This window comes from Synechococcus sp., assembly GCF_982614295.1.
Genome location: NZ_CEXBMR010000004.1, coordinates 41086 through 57570 on the forward strand (window position 1 = coordinate 41086; position 16485 = coordinate 57570).

The 16485-nt window shown below is 42.2% G+C and carries 18 protein-coding genes; 10 read left to right on the forward strand and 8 right to left on the reverse strand.

What is annotated here, in order from left to right:
- Positions 1 to 201 (forward strand): Hfq-related RNA-binding protein (locus AC2JC8_RS01445; RefSeq protein ID WP_484594076.1); only part of this gene is annotated, 201 nt, incomplete at its 5' end.
- 4 nt (positions 202 to 205) lie between these two features.
- Positions 206 to 2794, forward strand: a complete 2589-nt coding sequence (leuS, locus tag AC2JC8_RS01450) for a leucine--tRNA ligase (RefSeq protein ID WP_484594077.1) — start codon at positions 206 to 208, stop codon at positions 2792 to 2794.
- Between the two features lie 10 nt (positions 2795 to 2804).
- On the opposite strand, the gene AC2JC8_RS01455 is transcribed toward leuS, so the two are convergent.
- The 3 genes from AC2JC8_RS01455 to AC2JC8_RS01465 all read right to left on the reverse strand — a co-directional run bounded on the left by AC2JC8_RS01455 (position 2805) and on the right by AC2JC8_RS01465 (position 5369).
- Positions 2805 to 3248, reverse strand: a complete 444-nt coding sequence (locus tag AC2JC8_RS01455; RefSeq protein ID WP_484400233.1) for a hypothetical protein — start codon at positions 3246 to 3248, stop codon at positions 2805 to 2807.
- A gap of 264 nt (positions 3249 to 3512) precedes the next feature.
- Positions 3513 to 5024 carry a cryptochrome/deoxyribodipyrimidine photo-lyase family protein gene (locus AC2JC8_RS01460; RefSeq protein WP_484594078.1) on the reverse strand — a complete coding sequence of 504 codons (1512 nt, stop codon included), beginning with the start codon at positions 5022 to 5024 and terminating at the stop codon, positions 3513 to 3515.
- Positions 5025 to 5027: 3 nt separating this feature from the next.
- Positions 5028 to 5369 carry a hypothetical protein gene (locus AC2JC8_RS01465; protein ID WP_484594079.1) on the reverse strand — a complete coding sequence of 114 codons (342 nt, stop codon included), beginning with the start codon at positions 5367 to 5369 and terminating at the stop codon, positions 5028 to 5030.
- Positions 5370 to 5638: 269 nt separating this feature from the next.
- On the opposite strand from AC2JC8_RS01465, the gene AC2JC8_RS01470 reads away from it, so the two are divergent.
- Positions 5639 to 6256, forward strand: a complete 618-nt coding sequence (locus AC2JC8_RS01470; protein ID WP_484594080.1) for a hypothetical protein — start codon at positions 5639 to 5641, stop codon at positions 6254 to 6256.
- On the opposite strand, the gene AC2JC8_RS01475 is transcribed toward AC2JC8_RS01470, so the two are convergent.
- Positions 6236 to 6493 carry a hypothetical protein gene (locus AC2JC8_RS01475; protein WP_255131868.1) on the reverse strand — a complete coding sequence of 86 codons (258 nt, stop codon included), beginning with the start codon at positions 6491 to 6493 and terminating at the stop codon, positions 6236 to 6238. The two genes, AC2JC8_RS01470 and AC2JC8_RS01475, sit on opposite strands and share 21 nt — an antisense overlap.
- 165 nt (positions 6494 to 6658) lie before the next feature.
- On the opposite strand from AC2JC8_RS01475, the gene AC2JC8_RS01480 reads away from it, so the two are divergent.
- The 3 genes from AC2JC8_RS01480 to AC2JC8_RS01490 are packed head-to-tail and all read left to right on the forward strand — an operon-like array spanning position 6659 to position 9014.
- Positions 6659 to 7774 carry a phosphotransferase enzyme family protein gene (locus tag AC2JC8_RS01480; protein WP_484594081.1) on the forward strand — a complete coding sequence of 372 codons (1116 nt, stop codon included), beginning with the start codon at positions 6659 to 6661 and terminating at the stop codon, positions 7772 to 7774.
- A complete protein-coding gene (locus tag AC2JC8_RS01485) occupies positions 7771 to 8310 on the forward strand; it encodes a DOMON-like domain-containing protein (protein WP_484400239.1) in 540 nt (179 codons plus the stop codon). The genes AC2JC8_RS01480 and AC2JC8_RS01485 overlap by 4 nt, the downstream gene beginning before the upstream one ends.
- Positions 8307 to 9014 carry a queuosine precursor transporter gene (locus AC2JC8_RS01490; protein ID WP_484400240.1) on the forward strand — a complete coding sequence of 236 codons (708 nt, stop codon included), beginning with the start codon at positions 8307 to 8309 and terminating at the stop codon, positions 9012 to 9014. Before AC2JC8_RS01485 ends, AC2JC8_RS01490 begins: the two co-directional genes overlap by 4 nt.
- 26 nt (positions 9015 to 9040) lie before the next feature.
- Here the strand turns inward: AC2JC8_RS01490 and AC2JC8_RS01495 are convergent, their stop codons facing one another.
- Positions 9041 to 9409: a molecular chaperone DnaJ gene (locus tag AC2JC8_RS01495; RefSeq protein ID WP_484400241.1), complete on the reverse strand. Its 369-nt coding sequence runs from the start codon at positions 9407 to 9409 to the stop codon at positions 9041 to 9043.
- Positions 9410 to 9483: 74 nt separating this feature from the next.
- Positions 9484 to 10197, reverse strand: coding sequence for a methyltransferase domain-containing protein (locus AC2JC8_RS01500; RefSeq protein WP_484400243.1), 714 nt, complete (start codon positions 10195 to 10197; stop codon positions 9484 to 9486).
- A 15-nt stretch (positions 10198 to 10212) separates the two neighbouring features.
- Between AC2JC8_RS01500 and AC2JC8_RS01505 the strand changes: the two genes are divergently transcribed.
- Genes AC2JC8_RS01505 through AC2JC8_RS01515 form a run of 3 tightly spaced genes read left to right on the forward strand, consistent with a single transcriptional unit; the run spans position 10213 to position 12329 of the window.
- Positions 10213 to 10470 (forward strand): hypothetical protein, encoded by a 258-nt coding sequence (locus AC2JC8_RS01505; protein ID WP_484400244.1) that lies wholly within the window; start codon positions 10213 to 10215, stop codon positions 10468 to 10470.
- Positions 10471 to 10476: 6 nt separating this feature from the next.
- On the forward strand, positions 10477 to 11019 hold the full coding sequence (locus tag AC2JC8_RS01510) for a PAP/fibrillin family protein (protein ID WP_484400245.1): 543 nt from the start codon (positions 10477 to 10479) through the stop codon (positions 11017 to 11019).
- Positions 11016 to 12329: an aromatic ring-hydroxylating dioxygenase subunit alpha gene (locus AC2JC8_RS01515; protein ID WP_484400247.1), complete on the forward strand. Its 1314-nt coding sequence runs from the start codon at positions 11016 to 11018 to the stop codon at positions 12327 to 12329. The genes AC2JC8_RS01510 and AC2JC8_RS01515 overlap by 4 nt, the downstream gene beginning before the upstream one ends.
- Here the strand turns inward: AC2JC8_RS01515 and AC2JC8_RS01520 are convergent.
- Together AC2JC8_RS01520 and AC2JC8_RS01525 are read right to left on the reverse strand one after the other, a co-directional pair.
- A complete protein-coding gene (locus AC2JC8_RS01520) occupies positions 12320 to 14845 on the reverse strand; it encodes an AAA family ATPase (RefSeq protein ID WP_484594082.1) in 2526 nt (841 codons plus the stop codon). The two genes, AC2JC8_RS01515 and AC2JC8_RS01520, sit on opposite strands and share 10 nt — an antisense overlap.
- 1 nt (position 14846) lies before the next feature.
- Complete coding sequence (locus AC2JC8_RS01525; RefSeq protein WP_484419744.1) at positions 14847 to 16025, reverse strand: metallophosphoesterase family protein; 1179 nt, start codon at positions 16023 to 16025, stop codon at positions 14847 to 14849.
- 102 nt (positions 16026 to 16127) lie between these two features.
- Here AC2JC8_RS01525 and AC2JC8_RS01530 point away from each other — a divergent pair.
- Positions 16128 to 16485 (forward strand): RNA recognition motif domain-containing protein (locus AC2JC8_RS01530; RefSeq protein WP_484594085.1); only part of this gene is annotated, 358 nt, incomplete at its 3' end.

A 16485-nucleotide genomic window follows, 5' to 3' on the forward strand; every position in this document is an offset into this window, starting at 1 on the left:
CAGTTGCCAGATGGTTCAGCCCTGGAGGGATATTTGCAATGGCAAGATCCGGAGTTTTTAGCCCTGATAGCTGGGGGCAAGAAGTTACCAGAATTGCTCAGCCGCAACCATGTGGTGCGGATCACGGCAATTAACCAAAATGATGGCCTGGAGCAGGGCACAATTCCTAGTTCGCGGCCTTGCCTTCCTCAAACAAACTGAACGCATGACTCGTTTTGATAAGCAAAGCTCCGAAAATCGATATAGCCCCAGTGAATTGGAGCCAGAATGGCAGAAACGGTGGGAGCAACTCGGGCTAAATCGCACGCCGGAGCCGAGTGCAAAGAGGAGTGAAAATTTCTTCGCCTTATCTATGTTTCCCTACCCATCTGGGAATTTGCACATGGGACACGTGCGAAATTATGTAATAACAGACGTTATCGCCCGGCAACAACGGCTGAAAGGTAAGAAAGTTCTTCATCCAATGGGGTGGGATGCCTTCGGACTTCCAGCGGAAAATGCAGCTAACGAAAGGGGTATAGATCCGGCGGACTGGACAATACAAAATATTAAACAAATGCGGGCTCAATTAAAGAAATTAGGCCTATCGATTGATTGGGAACGAGAAATCAGCACTTGCGATCCTTCATTCTATAAATGGACCCAATGGTTATTTCTACAATTCTTTGCTGCCGGTCTTGCTTATCAGAAAGAAGCAAATGTTAATTGGGATCCAATTGACAAAACAGTATTAGCAAATGAACAGGTTAATAGTGAAGGGAGATCCTGGCGATCGGGAGCACTAGTTGAGAAGCGAAAATTAAAGCAATGGTTCTTAAGAATTACAGATTTTGCAGATGATCTTTTAACCGATCTAGATGGCCTGAATGGTTGGCCAGAAAGGGTATGCACAATGCAAGCAAATTGGATCGGCCGAAGCAGGGGCGCACAATTCAATTTTAAATTGGAGCAAGCGGAAAAAGATTTGAATGAACCAGATTTAAATTTAGATGTATTTACAACAAGACCAGATACAATTTATGGTGTTACCTATGTGGTTCTTGCTCCTGAACACCCTCTGGTGGAAAAACTAACAACTAAGCAACAGCAAGAATCAGTAAAAAGCTTTCAAGAAGAGGTTGCTGCAAAAAGTGAATTAGAACGAATGGCGGAGGATCAAGATAAAAATGGCGTAGCACTTGGGGGAACAGTTGTACATCCACTAACAGGGAAGATAATTCCAGTATGGATAGCTGATTACGTGTTGCCAGATTACGGAACAGGAGCAGTAATGGGAGTACCAGCCCATGATCAGAGGGATTACAGCTTTGCAAAAAAATACAACTTAGCCATAAAAAATGTGATATTAAAAGCTGGAAATGCTGCTAATCACGATCCCAATCAAGCCTTCACTGAATTGGGGATACTTGAAAATTCAGAAAATTTCAACGGTCTTGAAGGGGAGCAAGCTAAGCAAGCGATTATTAGCAAAGCAGAAGAAGAAGGTTTTGGAATAGGTAAAACAACATATAGATTACGAGATTGGCTAATTTCACGGCAACGCTATTGGGGCTGCCCAATACCCGTAGTTCATTGTAATATCTGTGGTGTAGTTCCAGTTCCAGTTGAGAAACTACCCGTTAAACTTCCTACACGAGGTGAGCCTCTAGCAAGCATTCCTTGCCCTACCTGCGGTAGAAACGCAAAACCAGAAACAGATACCATGGACACATTTATGTGTTCAAGTTGGTATTATTTACGATATACAGATTCAGAAAATAAAGATCTTCCTTTTGCGAAACAAACTGCATCAAAATGGCTACCTGTTGATCAATATGTAGGAGGCGTAGAGCACGCAATTTTGCATCTACTTTATTCACGATTTTTCACAAAAGCATTGGCGAAAAAAGATCTAATTTCCTTTAATGAGCCATTTAAGCATTTGCTAACTCAGGGCATGGTGCAAGCTATTACCTTTAGAAATCCAAAAACTGAAAAGTATATTGCTCCATCACAGGTAGTGGATATATCAAACCCATTAGATCCAAGCGATGGAACGCTATTAGATGTTTACTACGAGAAAATGTCTAAATCTAAATATAACGGTGTTGATCCTGGTGTGGTAATTGATAAGTATGGAGCAGATACAGCGAGAATGTTTATTCTATTTAAAGCACCTCCAGAGAAGGATTTGGAGTGGGATGATGCAGATGTTGAGGGGCAGTTTCGTTTTCTACAACGCATTTGGCGATTATGCCAAAGCGCGAAAGAACGAAATTCAGAGATTAAATTAAATTTGAACAACGCATTTAGCGAACTAAATGCAAAAGAAAAAGATATTAGACGCGCTGTGCACATAGCAATCAAGGCAATCAGTGAGGATTTGAGTGGTGAGGAATTGCAATTTAATACGGCAATTTCAGAATTAATGAAACTCTGCAATACGCTCACAACTCATCTTGAAGAAGCCAATAAGAATGTTGCAGGGGAGGCTATTGCAGCATTACTTATCTTACTTGCTCCATTTGCACCCCATTTGGCAGATGAATTATGGATGCAATTAGGTGGAGTAAATAGTGTTCATCAGCAGAAATGGCCAATCGAAGACGAAAAGGCATTAATTACAGATACAATCACAATAATTCTTCAGATAAACGGAAAAGTAAGAGATAATCTGCATGTAGCACCAGATATAGATGCAGATACGTTAAAGAAATTAGCTCTTGAAAGTGATGCTTCCAAGAAATGGCTCGAGGGGGCTGCACCTAAAAGAATTATTGTTGTACCAGGTAAATTAATTAATTTAGTTTCATAAAAATAGTTAATTAATGGATGTGATTGCTCTTTGCATATGCCTTCACATATTCATCCATAGAAGCGCAAGGCATCCATTCAGCCCCCATTGCATGGGCACCAGAACAGCCCATTTGAATAGACTTTTTTTGAGCTAATTCCTTCGTAGAAAACATAGTTGATTCAGTTTTTACCTGTGCAATGCTCCAGCGAGTTGGATCAATACGAATTGGCCCCATACCTACCATTCCAGCCCAAGCAACCCCCATTGTGGTAATTCCAGCAGTTAATACCCCCATATTCACAGCAGCAACACTGATCAAACCCATACCTACAGCTCCAACTGACAACACACCCATAGGTACCACACCAATTGCAATTATGCCCATTGGCACGATCCCAATTGCGATGATTCCTAATGGGGCGATACCAGTAGCAATAAATTTTGGTTTATGACCACAACGGTCGTTTAGCATTTTTAAAAATCTAAAGTATTTTTCTGATTTTACCAAAACCAGCTGGTTACCGCAATTTTGTACTTCGAAATCCTAACCGCAGCACAGAGTGGAAATAATAAATAATTTTATGCATGGATATAAACAAAATATTAATATGAATACTAGAAGCAGCATGATCTACAGACAAATTGTTTAATTTTCAAGTAATCAAATAATTTGCAATATTCTAGTAATCTTGAAGTTAAATAACCAAGAAATAAAAATCAAAACATCATTAAGCAGCTAATCAAACAAATTAAAACAAAGCTGCCCGGGTGACTCCCTAGATTTTGAACTAACTCTAGGCACCTGCGATCGCCTAGAGCCATGCTTAACAAATACTTGTTTGGCTTCAATATGAAAATTATTAGAATTACGTACATTCCAAATTTTATCACGAGCAATTTTTGCAGCAACTTGATAATCTACTAATGGCTGAGGGTAATGCTCGCCTAAAATACATCCACAGGCGGCTTGCTCTAAGAGACTCATATTCCAAGGTGTATGTAAATAAGCAAGCGGTACGTTTATTAGTTCATGGCACCATTTACGAATAAAAATACCATGGGGGTCGTGATCTAGCCCCTGCTTAATCGGATTGTAGATACGAATTGAATTAATGCCGGTAGTACCCGCTTGCATCTGACACTGATTCCAATGTATTCCGGGCTCATAATCAACAAATAAACGAGCTAATGCGAGACCACTATCGCGCCAGGGAAGCCAAAGGTGATAACTAGCAACTGCCATCAACATTGCACGCATTCGAAAATTCAGCCAGCCGGTATAACGCAGAGCGCGCATACAAGCATCCACAAAGGGCCAGCCAGTAAGACCATTGATCCATGCATCTAAAAATAGTTGGTTGGAATCTCTAAGTTGATCAAAAGCTCGATGGGCATTTTCATACTCAAGCGATGGTTGAGATTCAAGCTTCTGAATAAAATGACAATGCCAATGAAGCCTCTCAGAAAACATTCTGGTGCCAACCTGCAAATTTGAAGCATGCACAACTTCCCTAAGAGAGATTGAACCAAAGGCAAGATGCGCAGATAAACGAGAACATGCCTCGAAAGCTGAATTGGGGCTTGATATGCCACGTGAATATAATTTAACCCGTCCTTTTAAAAAACTACTTAATATTAAGGAAGCATAAGAACTACCACCTTTCTGTCGATCTGGACAACTATCCAGCCGCATATTTAATTCCGTGCTGCTAGGTAATGCTTCCGAAATGAGAGCTGGAACTGAAGATAAACTAGTAAGAGGAGTTAGCTTACTTGGAATTGAAATGGGTTGGGATCTCATTCGCTCAGCCCATTGCTGTACCCATTTAGAGCGATTTTTTAAACCACGTATTATTCCAGCTGTGGGGGTTTCATTCCAAACTACTAAATTTTGGACGCACCATTTTTTTACATTTAAATCACGATTATAGGTAAACCTATTTCCAGTTTCTTCATGACTCCAAATATTAGAAAATTTAAATTTATTGTGCAATTCAGTGATGATTAGAATCGGATCACCAATTCTAATTATTAAACTCTGCCCAAGTAAAGCAAGGTTAGCTTGCAATTCAACTAGGCAATCGGAACAAAAATCCCATTGACGAGCAGATGTATCGGGCTGATTCCAAAGTTCTGGTTCAACAATATAAAGTGGTAGAACAACTCCACACTTAACGGCTGAAGAAAGAGGCAGGTGATCAGAAACCCTAAGATCGCGCTTAAACCAAACTAATTGAACATCAGACATAGATTATTGAGAATAGTTTTCTAAAATATTTAGGCCCTTCTGAATGAGCTTGCGTCCCTGCTCTTGCATTCTTTGCTCATCACCCTTGAAACTACAAGATTTAGTATTATACTGAACAACTATTTTGTTTGGTTCATACCAAACCCGGCTTAGCGAACAAAAACTACGTCCATTTGAATTTGGTTTGACAAGATAAACCTCGCCAGCTTTACAAAGATAACCACCATTTGCAAATTGCTCACATTTACTAAGATTCTTGAAAAAAGGGGAGCTTCCTGAGCTCCACTTAATATTATTAGCAAATCCAGCAAATGAAACTGGGTCATTATTGAATGGTGCCGCCATTGCAACCGGAAAATATGGTTGCAAGAGAATCAAAACAGAGCATATCAATCGTCTGGAGATCATTTCAAAATAAGAAACTGATTCAGTTTAAGCAAATTCAGGATTAGTTTCAAGATTAAACAGTCCCATCTGTGAAAAACTCTTTAGAATTATTTCAATCTTGAATTTTGACCACCGGAATGGAATCCCCATATATATTTATATTAGCTCGCAAGCCCCAGGATCTGCCAGACCATGCCGATCGAAATTTGCTAGAAGAACTGCAAGGTGTGAGCCTTGCGACTGGTTTCTGCCTACGAATACATCGCTGCCCAATCGACTGGCAAAGCGATATTGAGACGCTCGTTGAACAGGGAGCAGCTGTAGCAGAAGGAAATAATCCAATGGCTAATGAAGAAGGGAGCCTACTTTATTGCGATGCAATTATTCCAGATTTTCAGCCCGATCGCCATTGGCTTGGAGTTTATGCTTTTAGAGCAAATCAATGGAAATTACTTGATAATTTTTGCCTTAATGAAGCCAAAAATGAGCCATGCTGGTTTTATCCAACTGAAAATGGAAAATATCTTTCATGGCATTCAAAACTTCAACTCACAACAAAGCCTGGAGTAATAGCTGAACCTAATTTATTAGATGATAAAGAAGAATACAGCCGTGAGAATGTGCAGTTGCTTTGGTCACTAATGGCAGATGATAAAGAAATGACAGCTGTAGGAATTACCTATAAGAATCTACGCATAGACTGGGGACTGATTAGATGTAAACCTGAGATATTTTCAACATGGAGTTCTTTCTCTGTAAATGATATGGAATCAAAACCGTTGGAGATGATTTCCACAATTTGCACAACCAGGAAATTAACCACATCAGCACTTACTAGCCATTAATTCAACAATCCAGGCAGCAGGCACCTGCTCCACATCACCACTATCTACGTTTATGAGCCGGACAAAAGCCGGAATGCGTTGATAAGGCTTGGCGATCACCTCTCCAACACGTCCGATGAACCACGGTCTACCAGCCATTGCCACCACAGCGAAATGTCCAGGTCTTACATCCATATATCTACGGGGGTTTGCCCTGCGGAGGGCTTCTACTGCTGGATCAGTTTGGCAAGGGGACATTTTTGGTTAAGCCAGAAAAGGAAAGGGGCAGTGGTACCAGCCCAACCCCATGGTAGTACTTATATACTCAAAATACAAGTGTACTTGTAGCCATATTCTTCTCTGGACCACCGAGCGGGCGAAGTTTCTGTTCAGCTGCGAAATTTGAAAGTGTCCAAATTAGCGATGACAGAAAATTTAAAAGGTGATTTATTTTCTGTTGCCGAGGCATTTGTAGATGTGAGTTTTATAATGGATGTTGTACCGTTAGGGAATGGGAATATAAACGACACATATCTTGTCAAGCTGAGGAATTGTGGTAGTGAAGATTTTGTATTGCAAAAAATCAGCTCGAAGGTTTTTAAAGATCCTGAATCTATAATCAGCAATATGAAGGTATCACTAGAACATATTGAATTAAAACTGTTACGCGATGCAGGGAATATTGAGGGACGAAACTGGAGAAGCACTTCATTACTTAAATCAAGACATAATAATAAGTATTGGCATAGAAATCAAGATGAATTCTGGAGGGCGACAAGCTATATAAACGCCGCTTACACTACAGATTTGGTTAGGAACTATGATGATGCTGAGGAGGTTGGCATTGGACTAGGTATTTTCCATTCATTAATGGATGGCTTACCGTTGAAGAAATTAATTAAAACACTTGATTCATTTCATGTTACACCTAAATACCATCAAGAATATCAAAAAGCATCAAATATGGGTATCACAGATTTATGCGATAGAACCCAATGGTGCATAGATTTTATTAAGGAGCGAGAGCCTATTATTGATGTTTTGGAAAATGCAATTTGCAGCGGTGAATTGTGCCTTAGAGTGATTCATGGAGATCCAAAAGTAAATAATTTTTTATTTGATAACATTACAAACAAAACCGTTGCCATGGTAGATCTGGACACATTAATGGCTGGATTAATTCATTATGATCTTGGCGATTGCCTTAGATCCGCGTGCAACCCGGCTGGGGAGGAGGAACTTGATCTTAGTAAGGTCTTTTTCTGTATCGATAGCTGTAAACGCTTATTAAATGGCTACCTTAGTAAAACAAAAAAATTACTAAATGAAGCTGATTATAATTATTTCTACGATGCAATTAGGCTTATTCCATTCGAATTAGGAATGCGTTTCTTTAGTGATTACCTCGCTGGCAATATATATTTCAAAGTGAATCACCCATCCCACAATTTAGAAAGAGCTCTTGTTCAATTCAGTTTAACAAAAAGCATTGAGACGCAAGAATTTGAAATACGACAATGTATTGAGGAATTAAGATGAGAAGCCAATCAGCTTTACTGCTGCCCCATAACAGGCCTGATGAATTGGTTGGTTTGCGACTTGCTGCCGCAGCAACAAGAATATCTAGTAAATTAAAGCTCCGATATCGCCTAGAGGGCCCCATAGATAACTTAATAATTCCAACAGTTACAGAAGGGTCTGTGCGGAGCGATTATCTTTGGAAGGATACGTGTTTTGAAGCATTTTGGAGCATGCCAGAACAGACTTTCTATTGGGAACTGAATATATCTCCTAATACTAATTGGAACATATATAAATTTAATTCTTATCGTAACGGCCAAAGGGAGGAAGAATATAAACACAGCCTTAACTTTTCTATTTCAAAAACGGCGAACAGTGTTTCAATCGGAATTTCAGTGGAGCTAGATCCCCAGATTCCATTAAACTCAGAAATGGAACTTGGTTTTGCATCCGTCCTTAAACAAAAAAATGGTAATTTATCCTACTGGGCACTTACTCACAATGCTAAAGATCCAGATTTTCATCAGCGTGACAGCTTTCTCTTAAAATTATGAGCGCAGTTAGCTTAAAAATAAAACGTCGCCGCGATCTAGCATTCCTTATTCTTGCAGGCCTATTTCTAGGTACTATGGGAATGCTTAATATTCTTGGCTTAAGTCGTTTTTTAACACTTGGTAGCATTGGCAATTGGCCAATAGTTGTTGCTGTTGGCGCCTTACCATATCCACTGACATTTCTATGCACAGATTTAATTAGTGAAATATGGGGAGAGGAGAAAGCTGGTCAACTAGTGTGGGTAGGTCTTTTACTTAATGGATGGATAATATTTATTATTTGGCTTGGAGGTATTTTACCCGGTACAGATTCACCTGTTTTCTTTGAAATCCAAAGGCTCACTTTTGGTGCCGTTGGTGCCTCGATGGCCGCGTATATGGCAGCGCAATTTACAGATGTGCGTTTATTTCATTTTTGGAAACGCTTTAGTAACGGAAAGGCGCTTTGGTTAAGAAATAATGGATCAACATTAATTAGTCAATTAGTTGATACCACCGCAGTGGTATTAATAAGCCACTATGGGGCTCACGTGCTACCAATACAGGCTGAAAAAGCACTTTTACCGCAACTCACCAACTTTATTGCTAGCGGCTACTTATTCAAACTTGTTGCTGCACTTTTAGATACATTACCCTTTTACCTTCTCGTTGCATGGTTGCGCCGCTGGCTTGAAGTTCCAATTGATGGCGAGGAAATTGAATAGTAATGAAATTTATGCTGAATAATATCTTAATCTTCATCACATGATAATAAATGATCTCTAGCGGCGTTAATTCGTTGCATTGTTGTAATTTCTCCCCCCTGATCAGGATGATGGGACGCTGCTAATTTTTTATAAGCTGCTTTAACCTGAAATTCCTTTAAACGCCCAGCTAATGGTAGGTGCAATATGCCTCGTGCTTTAATAGCTTCCACATCCGGAGCTTTACCTAAGGGGCTCCGATCACCTGCCGATAGGCCTGAGCCCTTGCGCTTGTGGCCTTTACCCTTTGCAGCTCCTAAACCAAAGCCAAACCCTTTTTTACTTCTGGGTTGTGCTGATTCCTCCTTGGCTGCCGCCGCGGGTGGGCGTAATGAAAGTAACGAATACATATTCACGATGGAAGGGTTGGCATTCGTTTTATTTTACAAGGTGACGGTTTTCTTTTCAAGGAAAATTGCTTGATCAGTATTCACCTTAATCTTCCAAAAACACTTATATATTTAATTGATCGCTGAACTATTGAGAGATAATTTAAATCAGCTTCAATTAATTGCTGTTTTACTTCTTCAATACTAAATGCAGCCTTCAACGAAGCGCAATAGTCTTGCCTTAATACAGGCTCCATATGCACAGCTTCAGTATTTACTAATTTTTCATATTCAATATTATTTACCGGCCGACAAAGATCATTCACTACAATAGCACTTCCTGTGGTCGTCAATAATTTCATTGCATTCCAATGATGTTGAGGATCATGAAGATGATGGAGTAAACTATTTGAAATTACAGAAACATCTGATACAGCTTTTTCTACTTCAAGGGCATTCTTAAATAAACTTATCTGATCCTGATCGCATAGATTAAGTACTTTATATTCTATTCGCTCCATTATTTGTTGCGGTAGCAACTTTTTACGTTTATTAGCAAGAGCAATCATTTGTTCCGCGCCATCAATACCCTTTACAGTAATTTTAGGCCATTGTTTTGCAGCTAGCTCGCTAATATTTCCAGGTCCGCAACCTAGATCAATCAGTAGCGGGCCAATTCCTTCTGGAAATTTTCGGGCCAGCCAACTTATTAAGGCTGAATCAGCTGAGCTGAAATCGGCAGCCGCGTATGCCTCTGCCTGTTTGATCCCATTCATCAGCTCCGGTTCCACTACTCTGTTTAGAAATTCATTCATGGTTTAGGCAAAGCAATGGCAGGAATTAGAGATCAAGCTTTTATGGCCACCTGCGGCCGCCTCGCTACCCATCTGAATCTAAGTGCTGCTACTGCAAGACAAAGGGTGGATTATCAAGCAGCGCAGGAGGGTATCCGTGATGCAGCTGGTAAATTAATTCTCGCCGAAAGAATGCTGGAGGCCGCAAAGCTAGGAAGCGCTAAACAAGGCAAACTTTTAGATGCTCAATTAAATGCTCTTGAATCAGAAGCTAATTTTATGGATGAGGATTGATTTTAGATGGCCCAATTAAATGCTTCTTACCTCGTAGAAATATTGAAATTTGGCAAGGCAAGTGCTTCAACAGTATTACCAATATTTACGCAACTTGAACAAGATCAGCCCTGCAATCTAGAACTTCAGACAAATCAGTTAGAAGCGGTTTGGGAATTGCGGTGGAGCAGTAGCAGCCTGCCTTACCTGCAGGTGCAGCCCTGGTTTGAAAATCTTCAAGTTTTATTACCACGAGAAGAGCGAGCAATGAACCTTTTGAGGCTACCAGGCCCTTTTGGCCAGCTTGGCGGTATCTCAGTTTTAGCAGAACTGCAGCTTGAAGCACCGCGCAGAGTTGGTGTGCGATTTATTAAAGGTGGCTGGATCGGTCCACAACTTGCACTCTTTAGGCCTCAACTTCTTGCGGGCATTAATCAAAATTTCCCGGCTTGGCTTGACATAACCCATCTCAGTGACGATTTGCGGTTGTGCCGCGGCAGTAACGGCACCATGTTCGCTTTAATTAGGAGACCAGATCTAAATCCTCACGAGTTAATGCCGCCGCTATGACACAAAGCCCTCAAAAGAATCTGTGGCAGGATCAATGGTATCCAGTTGCATATTTGCGAGATTTAAATCCTAAAAAACCAACTCGCTTTCATTTATTAGCTGAACCATTGGTGCTTTGGTTTGATCGCCATGAGGGCTTATGGAAAGCTTTCAGTGATCGTTGTCCCCATCGCCTTGCCTCCTTGTCTGAAGGCCGCATAAACGCCAATGGTGAATTGGAATGTCCTTATCATGGTTGGAGTTTTAACGGCAGTGGAAACTGCGTAAATCTGCCCCAAAGTTCATCCAAGCTTCCAAGCAGTGTGAGGGCAAACTGTAGAGAATTTGCCACCGCCACTGGCCAAGGGTTGCTGTTTGTTTTTAGCGGCGATTCGAATCAGGCTGCCAATCAAACAATCCCTCTAGTGCCTGTGCTTGATGAACCGGATTGGTTTTTGCAGGATACATTTAGAGATCTCCCCTATGACAGTATTACTCTGCTTGAAAATGTATTGGATGTGAGCCATGTGCCCTTTACCCATCACGCCACAGTTGGCAAGCGAACAAATGCCGGACCTGTTGAACTCGAGGTTTTAGAAGAAGGGGCGCAAGGATTTGTTGGTTTATGGCAAGAGGGTCCTCGGCAAGGCAGGCTAGGGGCCCAACACACCACATTCCAGGCACCAGCTTTAATGTGGCACGATTTAACCGCTAAGGGTTTTGCTCGCATCCTTACAGTGGTTTATGCCACCCCCACCACAGCTGGCAATTGTCGTTTATTTGCTCGTTTTCCTTTTAAGTTTGATAAACCAATAACAGCAAAACTCTTAGGGTTGCGGCCAATTTGGCTTCAACATATTGGAAATAATTTGGTTTTAGAAGATGATCAAATATTTCTGCATCATCAGGAACGTAGCTTTAATGCTGCTGGAGGTTCATCTGCTTTAGCTAAGGCTTGCTACCTACCAACAAGTGCCGATAAATATGTAATTGCATTCCATCGCTGGATTAACAGCTATGCCGGCTTACCATTTCCAGATACTGATTTAGCAGCTGAATTATCAAGAGATGCATTACTTGATCGCTATAATTCTCATACTAAATCATGCGCAAGTTGTAGCAGTGCGTTAAAACGTCTTGAATTTCTTGATTCTATAAGCCCATTGCTGGCAATTAGTTTAATAGTTGCTGCATTCGGCTCTCAAACCTTTGTTTTAAGAGGTAGTCTGTTATTACTAGCAATCATAATATTTGGCATTGGCCAACAACTAAAACGATGGATAAAACTACTCCGTATTGGAGATGGTTTGCCACCTAGAAATCAAGCTTGAGTAGTTAATTTTATTCTGTTTCTTGCAACTAGCGATGCAGTGAAGCTTGGATCACAGCTAAATACTAAAAGTTGCAAACCTTGTTCTTCGGCTCTACATAACAGGTCTGAGAGTCCATTCCATCGGCTTGGGTCCACATTACTAAAAGCGTCATCAAAGACAAGTGGCAGGCAGCCGTTATAGGAACCTGCCAATACCTCAGCCATGGAAAGGCGCAAGGCAGCAGCTAGTAATTCTTTGCTGCCACCACTCAGAACAGAAAACGGCCAAGCAACGCCCGTAGCACCTCTTTGCCATTTTAAATTTAAAAAACCCTTTGTGCTCTGGTATTCAATACTGCTGCGCGTTGCATTTTTGCAACAGCAATTAAGATAATCATCTAATCGCTTCATCACTGGACCTGTATATTGCAAAGCCATTGCTGTTTGTTCATCTTGTAACAGCTTTCTAAGTAAATTCAACATTAACGCATCTTTTTCTAGCCTTATTCTTTCTGCTCTACTATTTTCTAAAGCTGCTTCCAATTGATCGAGCAAGGCAAAGCGATCGTTAATGCCATCATTCCTCAATACAACTCCTAACGCAGCAAGTTGCTGCAAAAGCTCTTCTCTTTGTTTCTGAGCCGATTCAATAGTTACAAGCAGGTAATTAAGTTCAAAATTTTGAAGTTGCGCTTCATAACTTTTTTGCTTGCTATCCAATTCAGCTGCTGCTTTTTGAGTTGCGCTCAGTTGTTCATCTAATTGCTTTTTATCTCCATGGCGAAGCATCAAATCCTTTAATAAAGTTTCATTTAGCAGAAGTTGTTGTCGCTTGCTATTCAAGCCATTGGATCGGGCATCTAGCTCTGTTTGGATTTCACTGAGCTCTTGATCCAGCCGATTAAACTCAAGCCGCCGCTCACGACCTACAGGTAAAAGCAAATCAAGTTGATGCTTCAGATCTTCAAGAGAAGCATTATTAATTTCACATTTTGGTAATTGTTGAAGCGTAAACTTTATTAGCTGTGCATCTTCATCACCATTTTCTTGTATCAAGCGTTTTCTTTCATTTTCTAATTCGCTGCGTTTTCTTTCTAGGTGCATTGCCGCCTCAACATCACTTACCCCAAGCCGTTTCAGTTCGGCATTGATTTGTTTTTTAAGTTCCTGCCCCTTGGTTTCAGCCTCTTCAACCCTGCCTCCAGCGCCTGGCTCGAGCCTTAATTTGAAATTTGTGGTTTGCAGTAAACTCACAACGCTTAGAGAATATGTAGATCCGGCTAATAGCGGTTCTCCATTAAGCAACACCTCCGTGTCAGCCTCTAATAACTCGAGCTTTGTAGAAAATGATTTCATTGTGATTTCCATTATTTGTAACTGTTGATGTTGCGATCGTAATAATTCAATATTCTCCACTGTTATTTGAGGCATCTGTTTTAAATGGTTATCTAAATCAAAAACCTTCTGGGTTTTAATCTCCTGCTCCTTTAGGCGGTTTTGCAAGCTTAATATTTTAATTGCTTGCTGTAATTGTTCGGCCTCTTTCAACGCTATTTCAAGTTGTTCACTTGCATATAACCTGCGCTGTTTAAGAACTAAATATTTAGATTTTAGGGTTTCAATTAAAACATGTTCAGGCTCAAGCTCATTTTTTAAGATTGTGGTGTTTTGAGCTAATTCAACAAGTTTTTGAATTGTTTCAACTAACGAATTAATTTCTGTTTGTATTTCTTTTCTTTGCAGTTGCAACGGTGCTAACAATTTCAACAAAGGTATTGCACGATCTAATTCAGCTAATTTCGAGCTGGCTATTTGCTGTTCAGATTGTGCTTGTTTTTGCTCTAGTAATTGTTTATTAAGGTTCTGCAATTGTTCTTTGGCAATTTCTTCTGTCTGTTGTGCCTCTGCTAAGGCTGAGCCAGCACGGCCGATTCGTCCCTTTTCAGTATGGGAAGAGCTCCAGCGCTGTTGCACGAGTTCAACAACGCGGCGATCAACTTGAGATTGAACCCCCAGCTGACCAGACCTCTGCAATTGTTCCAATAAGCGAGCTTGATCGAGGGCGTTAGCACCAAGGTCGAGGGGGTTAAGTCCTGCATTTCCCTGCCATACCCAGAGGTGGCCCCACCTTTCTTTCATCTGTTCCCCTTGGCGAGCCCGTGGGACTGGGCCCGCCCCCACCAATTCAGCCAAGCGCTCCTCTGCTTTATCCCCTTGCCAAGAGCTACCAACGGAGCTTATTAAGCTGCTGGCGCCCCTTGATCCAGCAAATCGTTTATGCAATGTGAAGCTGTTTCCTTCAGCCTCAAATCTCAGCGTTAGCTCGGGATCACCTCCGCCGGGCTGGGGGCGCATCTCATCAAGCAGGGCTCCGGAGCTGCGGCTTGAGAGAAATAAAGCTCGATGGAGAGCTTCAACCAAGGTGCTTTTGCCTGTTTCATTCGCACCTTCCAACACCGTTATTCCTAAACCAAATTCCAGCGAGAGCTCCCGATGCAAACGGTAATTACTGAGCTTTAGGCCGGAGATCCTCATCTCAAGTCAATTGGCCGCAAGCACCATGAAGTTCCCGCAGAGCAAGAAGTGCGAGTTCCGCCTCTTGAGTGTCTTCTGATTCAGTAAGGCTTAATAAGCGTTGAGCCACTCTTGCAACTAGTGGATCCCCGCTTCTGCCAATGAGTTGCTGCAGTTCAGCTTCATTCGGGGTGAGCTTAATGCGATCACGCATTTTTAGGCGTAATAGCCGAGCCTCAAGCTGCTCCAATTTGTTTTGCAGTTGAACTCCAGCTTCAAGGCTTAAATATCCATCCAATTCGAGCAGTAATAAATCCATGCCGCTGCGATTGCCAAGAAGTATTTGCAGCTGCTTTTCGAGAACTGCTAAATCGCCATCGCCATTAAGGCGCTGTTTGAGTTGGTGCCACACACCAATGCCGGTGGTTTCCACTGATACAGAGGCTGCTTGTGAGCGTTCAACCTCCACCAGCAACACTTGGGAGCTGCGGTAATTCTCCCCCCGCGGAAACCTATCTGGTTCAGGACAACCCGAATACCAGGCTTTGGTTGATATTTTTTTGAGGCCGTGCCAATCGCCAAGTGCGATGTAATCGATGAAATCCTGCGGCAGAGCCTCCAAATCGATGCGATTTGTGGGTCCACAGGGATTTTCATCATCTGCATCTGAAGCGGAGTCGCCACCAAATCCATGCACCGAGCCATGGGCTAGCAGCAAGCAGGCTCTTTTCTCGGCAGGATCAAATTGAAAGTGCCTAAGCCAAGCGGTGGGATCTTCGAGGTCTGCCTGGCGCAGCAACGGACATGGCAGCAGCAGGGAATCATCAAGTTGCACCGGCTGGCGCTCCAGCAATATCTGCAAATTTGGCGCTAATTCCTTTTGATAGCTTTTAAACCAAGCTTCATGCCAAAAGCTGCCTATCCCCCCGTGGTCGTGGTTGCCTGGAATTACAAAAACAGGTGCGTCAATAACTCCAATAGCGCTGCATGCCTGGGCCACATCTGCGCGGGTTGGTTCTATCGAGTCAAATAGATCACCCGCCACCAAGACAAAACTCAGCGCCTTGGTTTCTACCAATTGAGCTAGTTGCTCAACGATTGCAAAACGCAATTGCTTTAAACGAGCCCGTTTTTCAGGATCTTTAACCCTCCCATAGGGTTTTCCTAACTGCCAATCAGCTGTGTGTAGAAATCGAACCACAAGGGGGGAGTTGAGCCAACCTGTAAAGTAAAAAGGAATCCAGAAGGTTTGTGGTTTAAACACCCTTCCTTCCGAATGACCTGCCTCAAGCTTTCCACCTTAATGACTCTCTACGTTGGCAACCTCTCCTTTGATGCGGAGCAGGAGGATCTTCGCCACCTTTTTACTGAATACGGCGAGGTGAAATCATGCAGCCTCCCCCTCGATCGCGAAACTGGCCGCAAGCGCGGTTTTGCTTTTGTTGAACTCGTTAACGAGGCTGATGAACAAAAAGCCATCGACGATCTTCAAGATGTCGAATGGATGGGTCGCATGATCCGTGTAAATAAAGCTGAACCCCGCACAGGCGGCGGTGGCGGCGGCGGTGGTCGTCCCGGCGGCGGCGGTGGCTATGGCGGCGGCGGCGGTGGTCGTCCCGGCGGCGGTGGCGGCGGCTACGGCGGCGGTGGCGGCGGCTACG

What these genes read in the sequence shown, in the direction of transcription:
- leuS (WP_484594077.1), top strand. Translation starts at nt 206, where the DNA reads ATGACTCGTTTTGATAAGCAAAGCTCCGAAAATCGATATAGCCCCAGT.
- AC2JC8_RS01455 (WP_484400233.1), bottom strand. Translation starts at nt 3,248, where the DNA reads ATGCTAAACGACCGTTGTGGTCATAAACCAAAATTTATTGCTACTGGT.
- AC2JC8_RS01460 (WP_484594078.1), bottom strand. Translation starts at nt 5,024, where the DNA reads ATGTCTGATGTTCAATTAGTTTGGTTTAAGCGCGATCTTAGGGTTTCT.
- AC2JC8_RS01465 (WP_484594079.1), bottom strand. Translation starts at nt 5,369, where the DNA reads ATGGCGGCACCATTCAATAATGACCCAGTTTCATTTGCTGGATTTGCT.
- AC2JC8_RS01475 (WP_255131868.1), bottom strand. Translation starts at nt 6,493, where the DNA reads ATGTCCCCTTGCCAAACTGATCCAGCAGTAGAAGCCCTCCGCAGGGCA.
- AC2JC8_RS01480 (WP_484594081.1), top strand. Translation starts at nt 6,659, where the DNA reads ATGACAGAAAATTTAAAAGGTGATTTATTTTCTGTTGCCGAGGCATTT.
- AC2JC8_RS01485 (WP_484400239.1), top strand. Translation starts at nt 7,771, where the DNA reads ATGAGAAGCCAATCAGCTTTACTGCTGCCCCATAACAGGCCTGATGAA.
- AC2JC8_RS01490 (WP_484400240.1), top strand. Translation starts at nt 8,307, where the DNA reads ATGAGCGCAGTTAGCTTAAAAATAAAACGTCGCCGCGATCTAGCATTC.
- AC2JC8_RS01500 (WP_484400243.1), bottom strand. Translation starts at nt 10,197, where the DNA reads ATGAATGAATTTCTAAACAGAGTAGTGGAACCGGAGCTGATGAATGGG.
- AC2JC8_RS01505 (WP_484400244.1), top strand. Translation starts at nt 10,213, where the DNA reads ATGGCAGGAATTAGAGATCAAGCTTTTATGGCCACCTGCGGCCGCCTC.
- AC2JC8_RS01510 (WP_484400245.1), top strand. Translation starts at nt 10,477, where the DNA reads ATGGCCCAATTAAATGCTTCTTACCTCGTAGAAATATTGAAATTTGGC.
- AC2JC8_RS01515 (WP_484400247.1), top strand. Translation starts at nt 11,016, where the DNA reads ATGACACAAAGCCCTCAAAAGAATCTGTGGCAGGATCAATGGTATCCA.
- AC2JC8_RS01520 (WP_484594082.1), bottom strand. Translation starts at nt 14,845, where the DNA reads ATGAGGATCTCCGGCCTAAAGCTCAGTAATTACCGTTTGCATCGGGAG.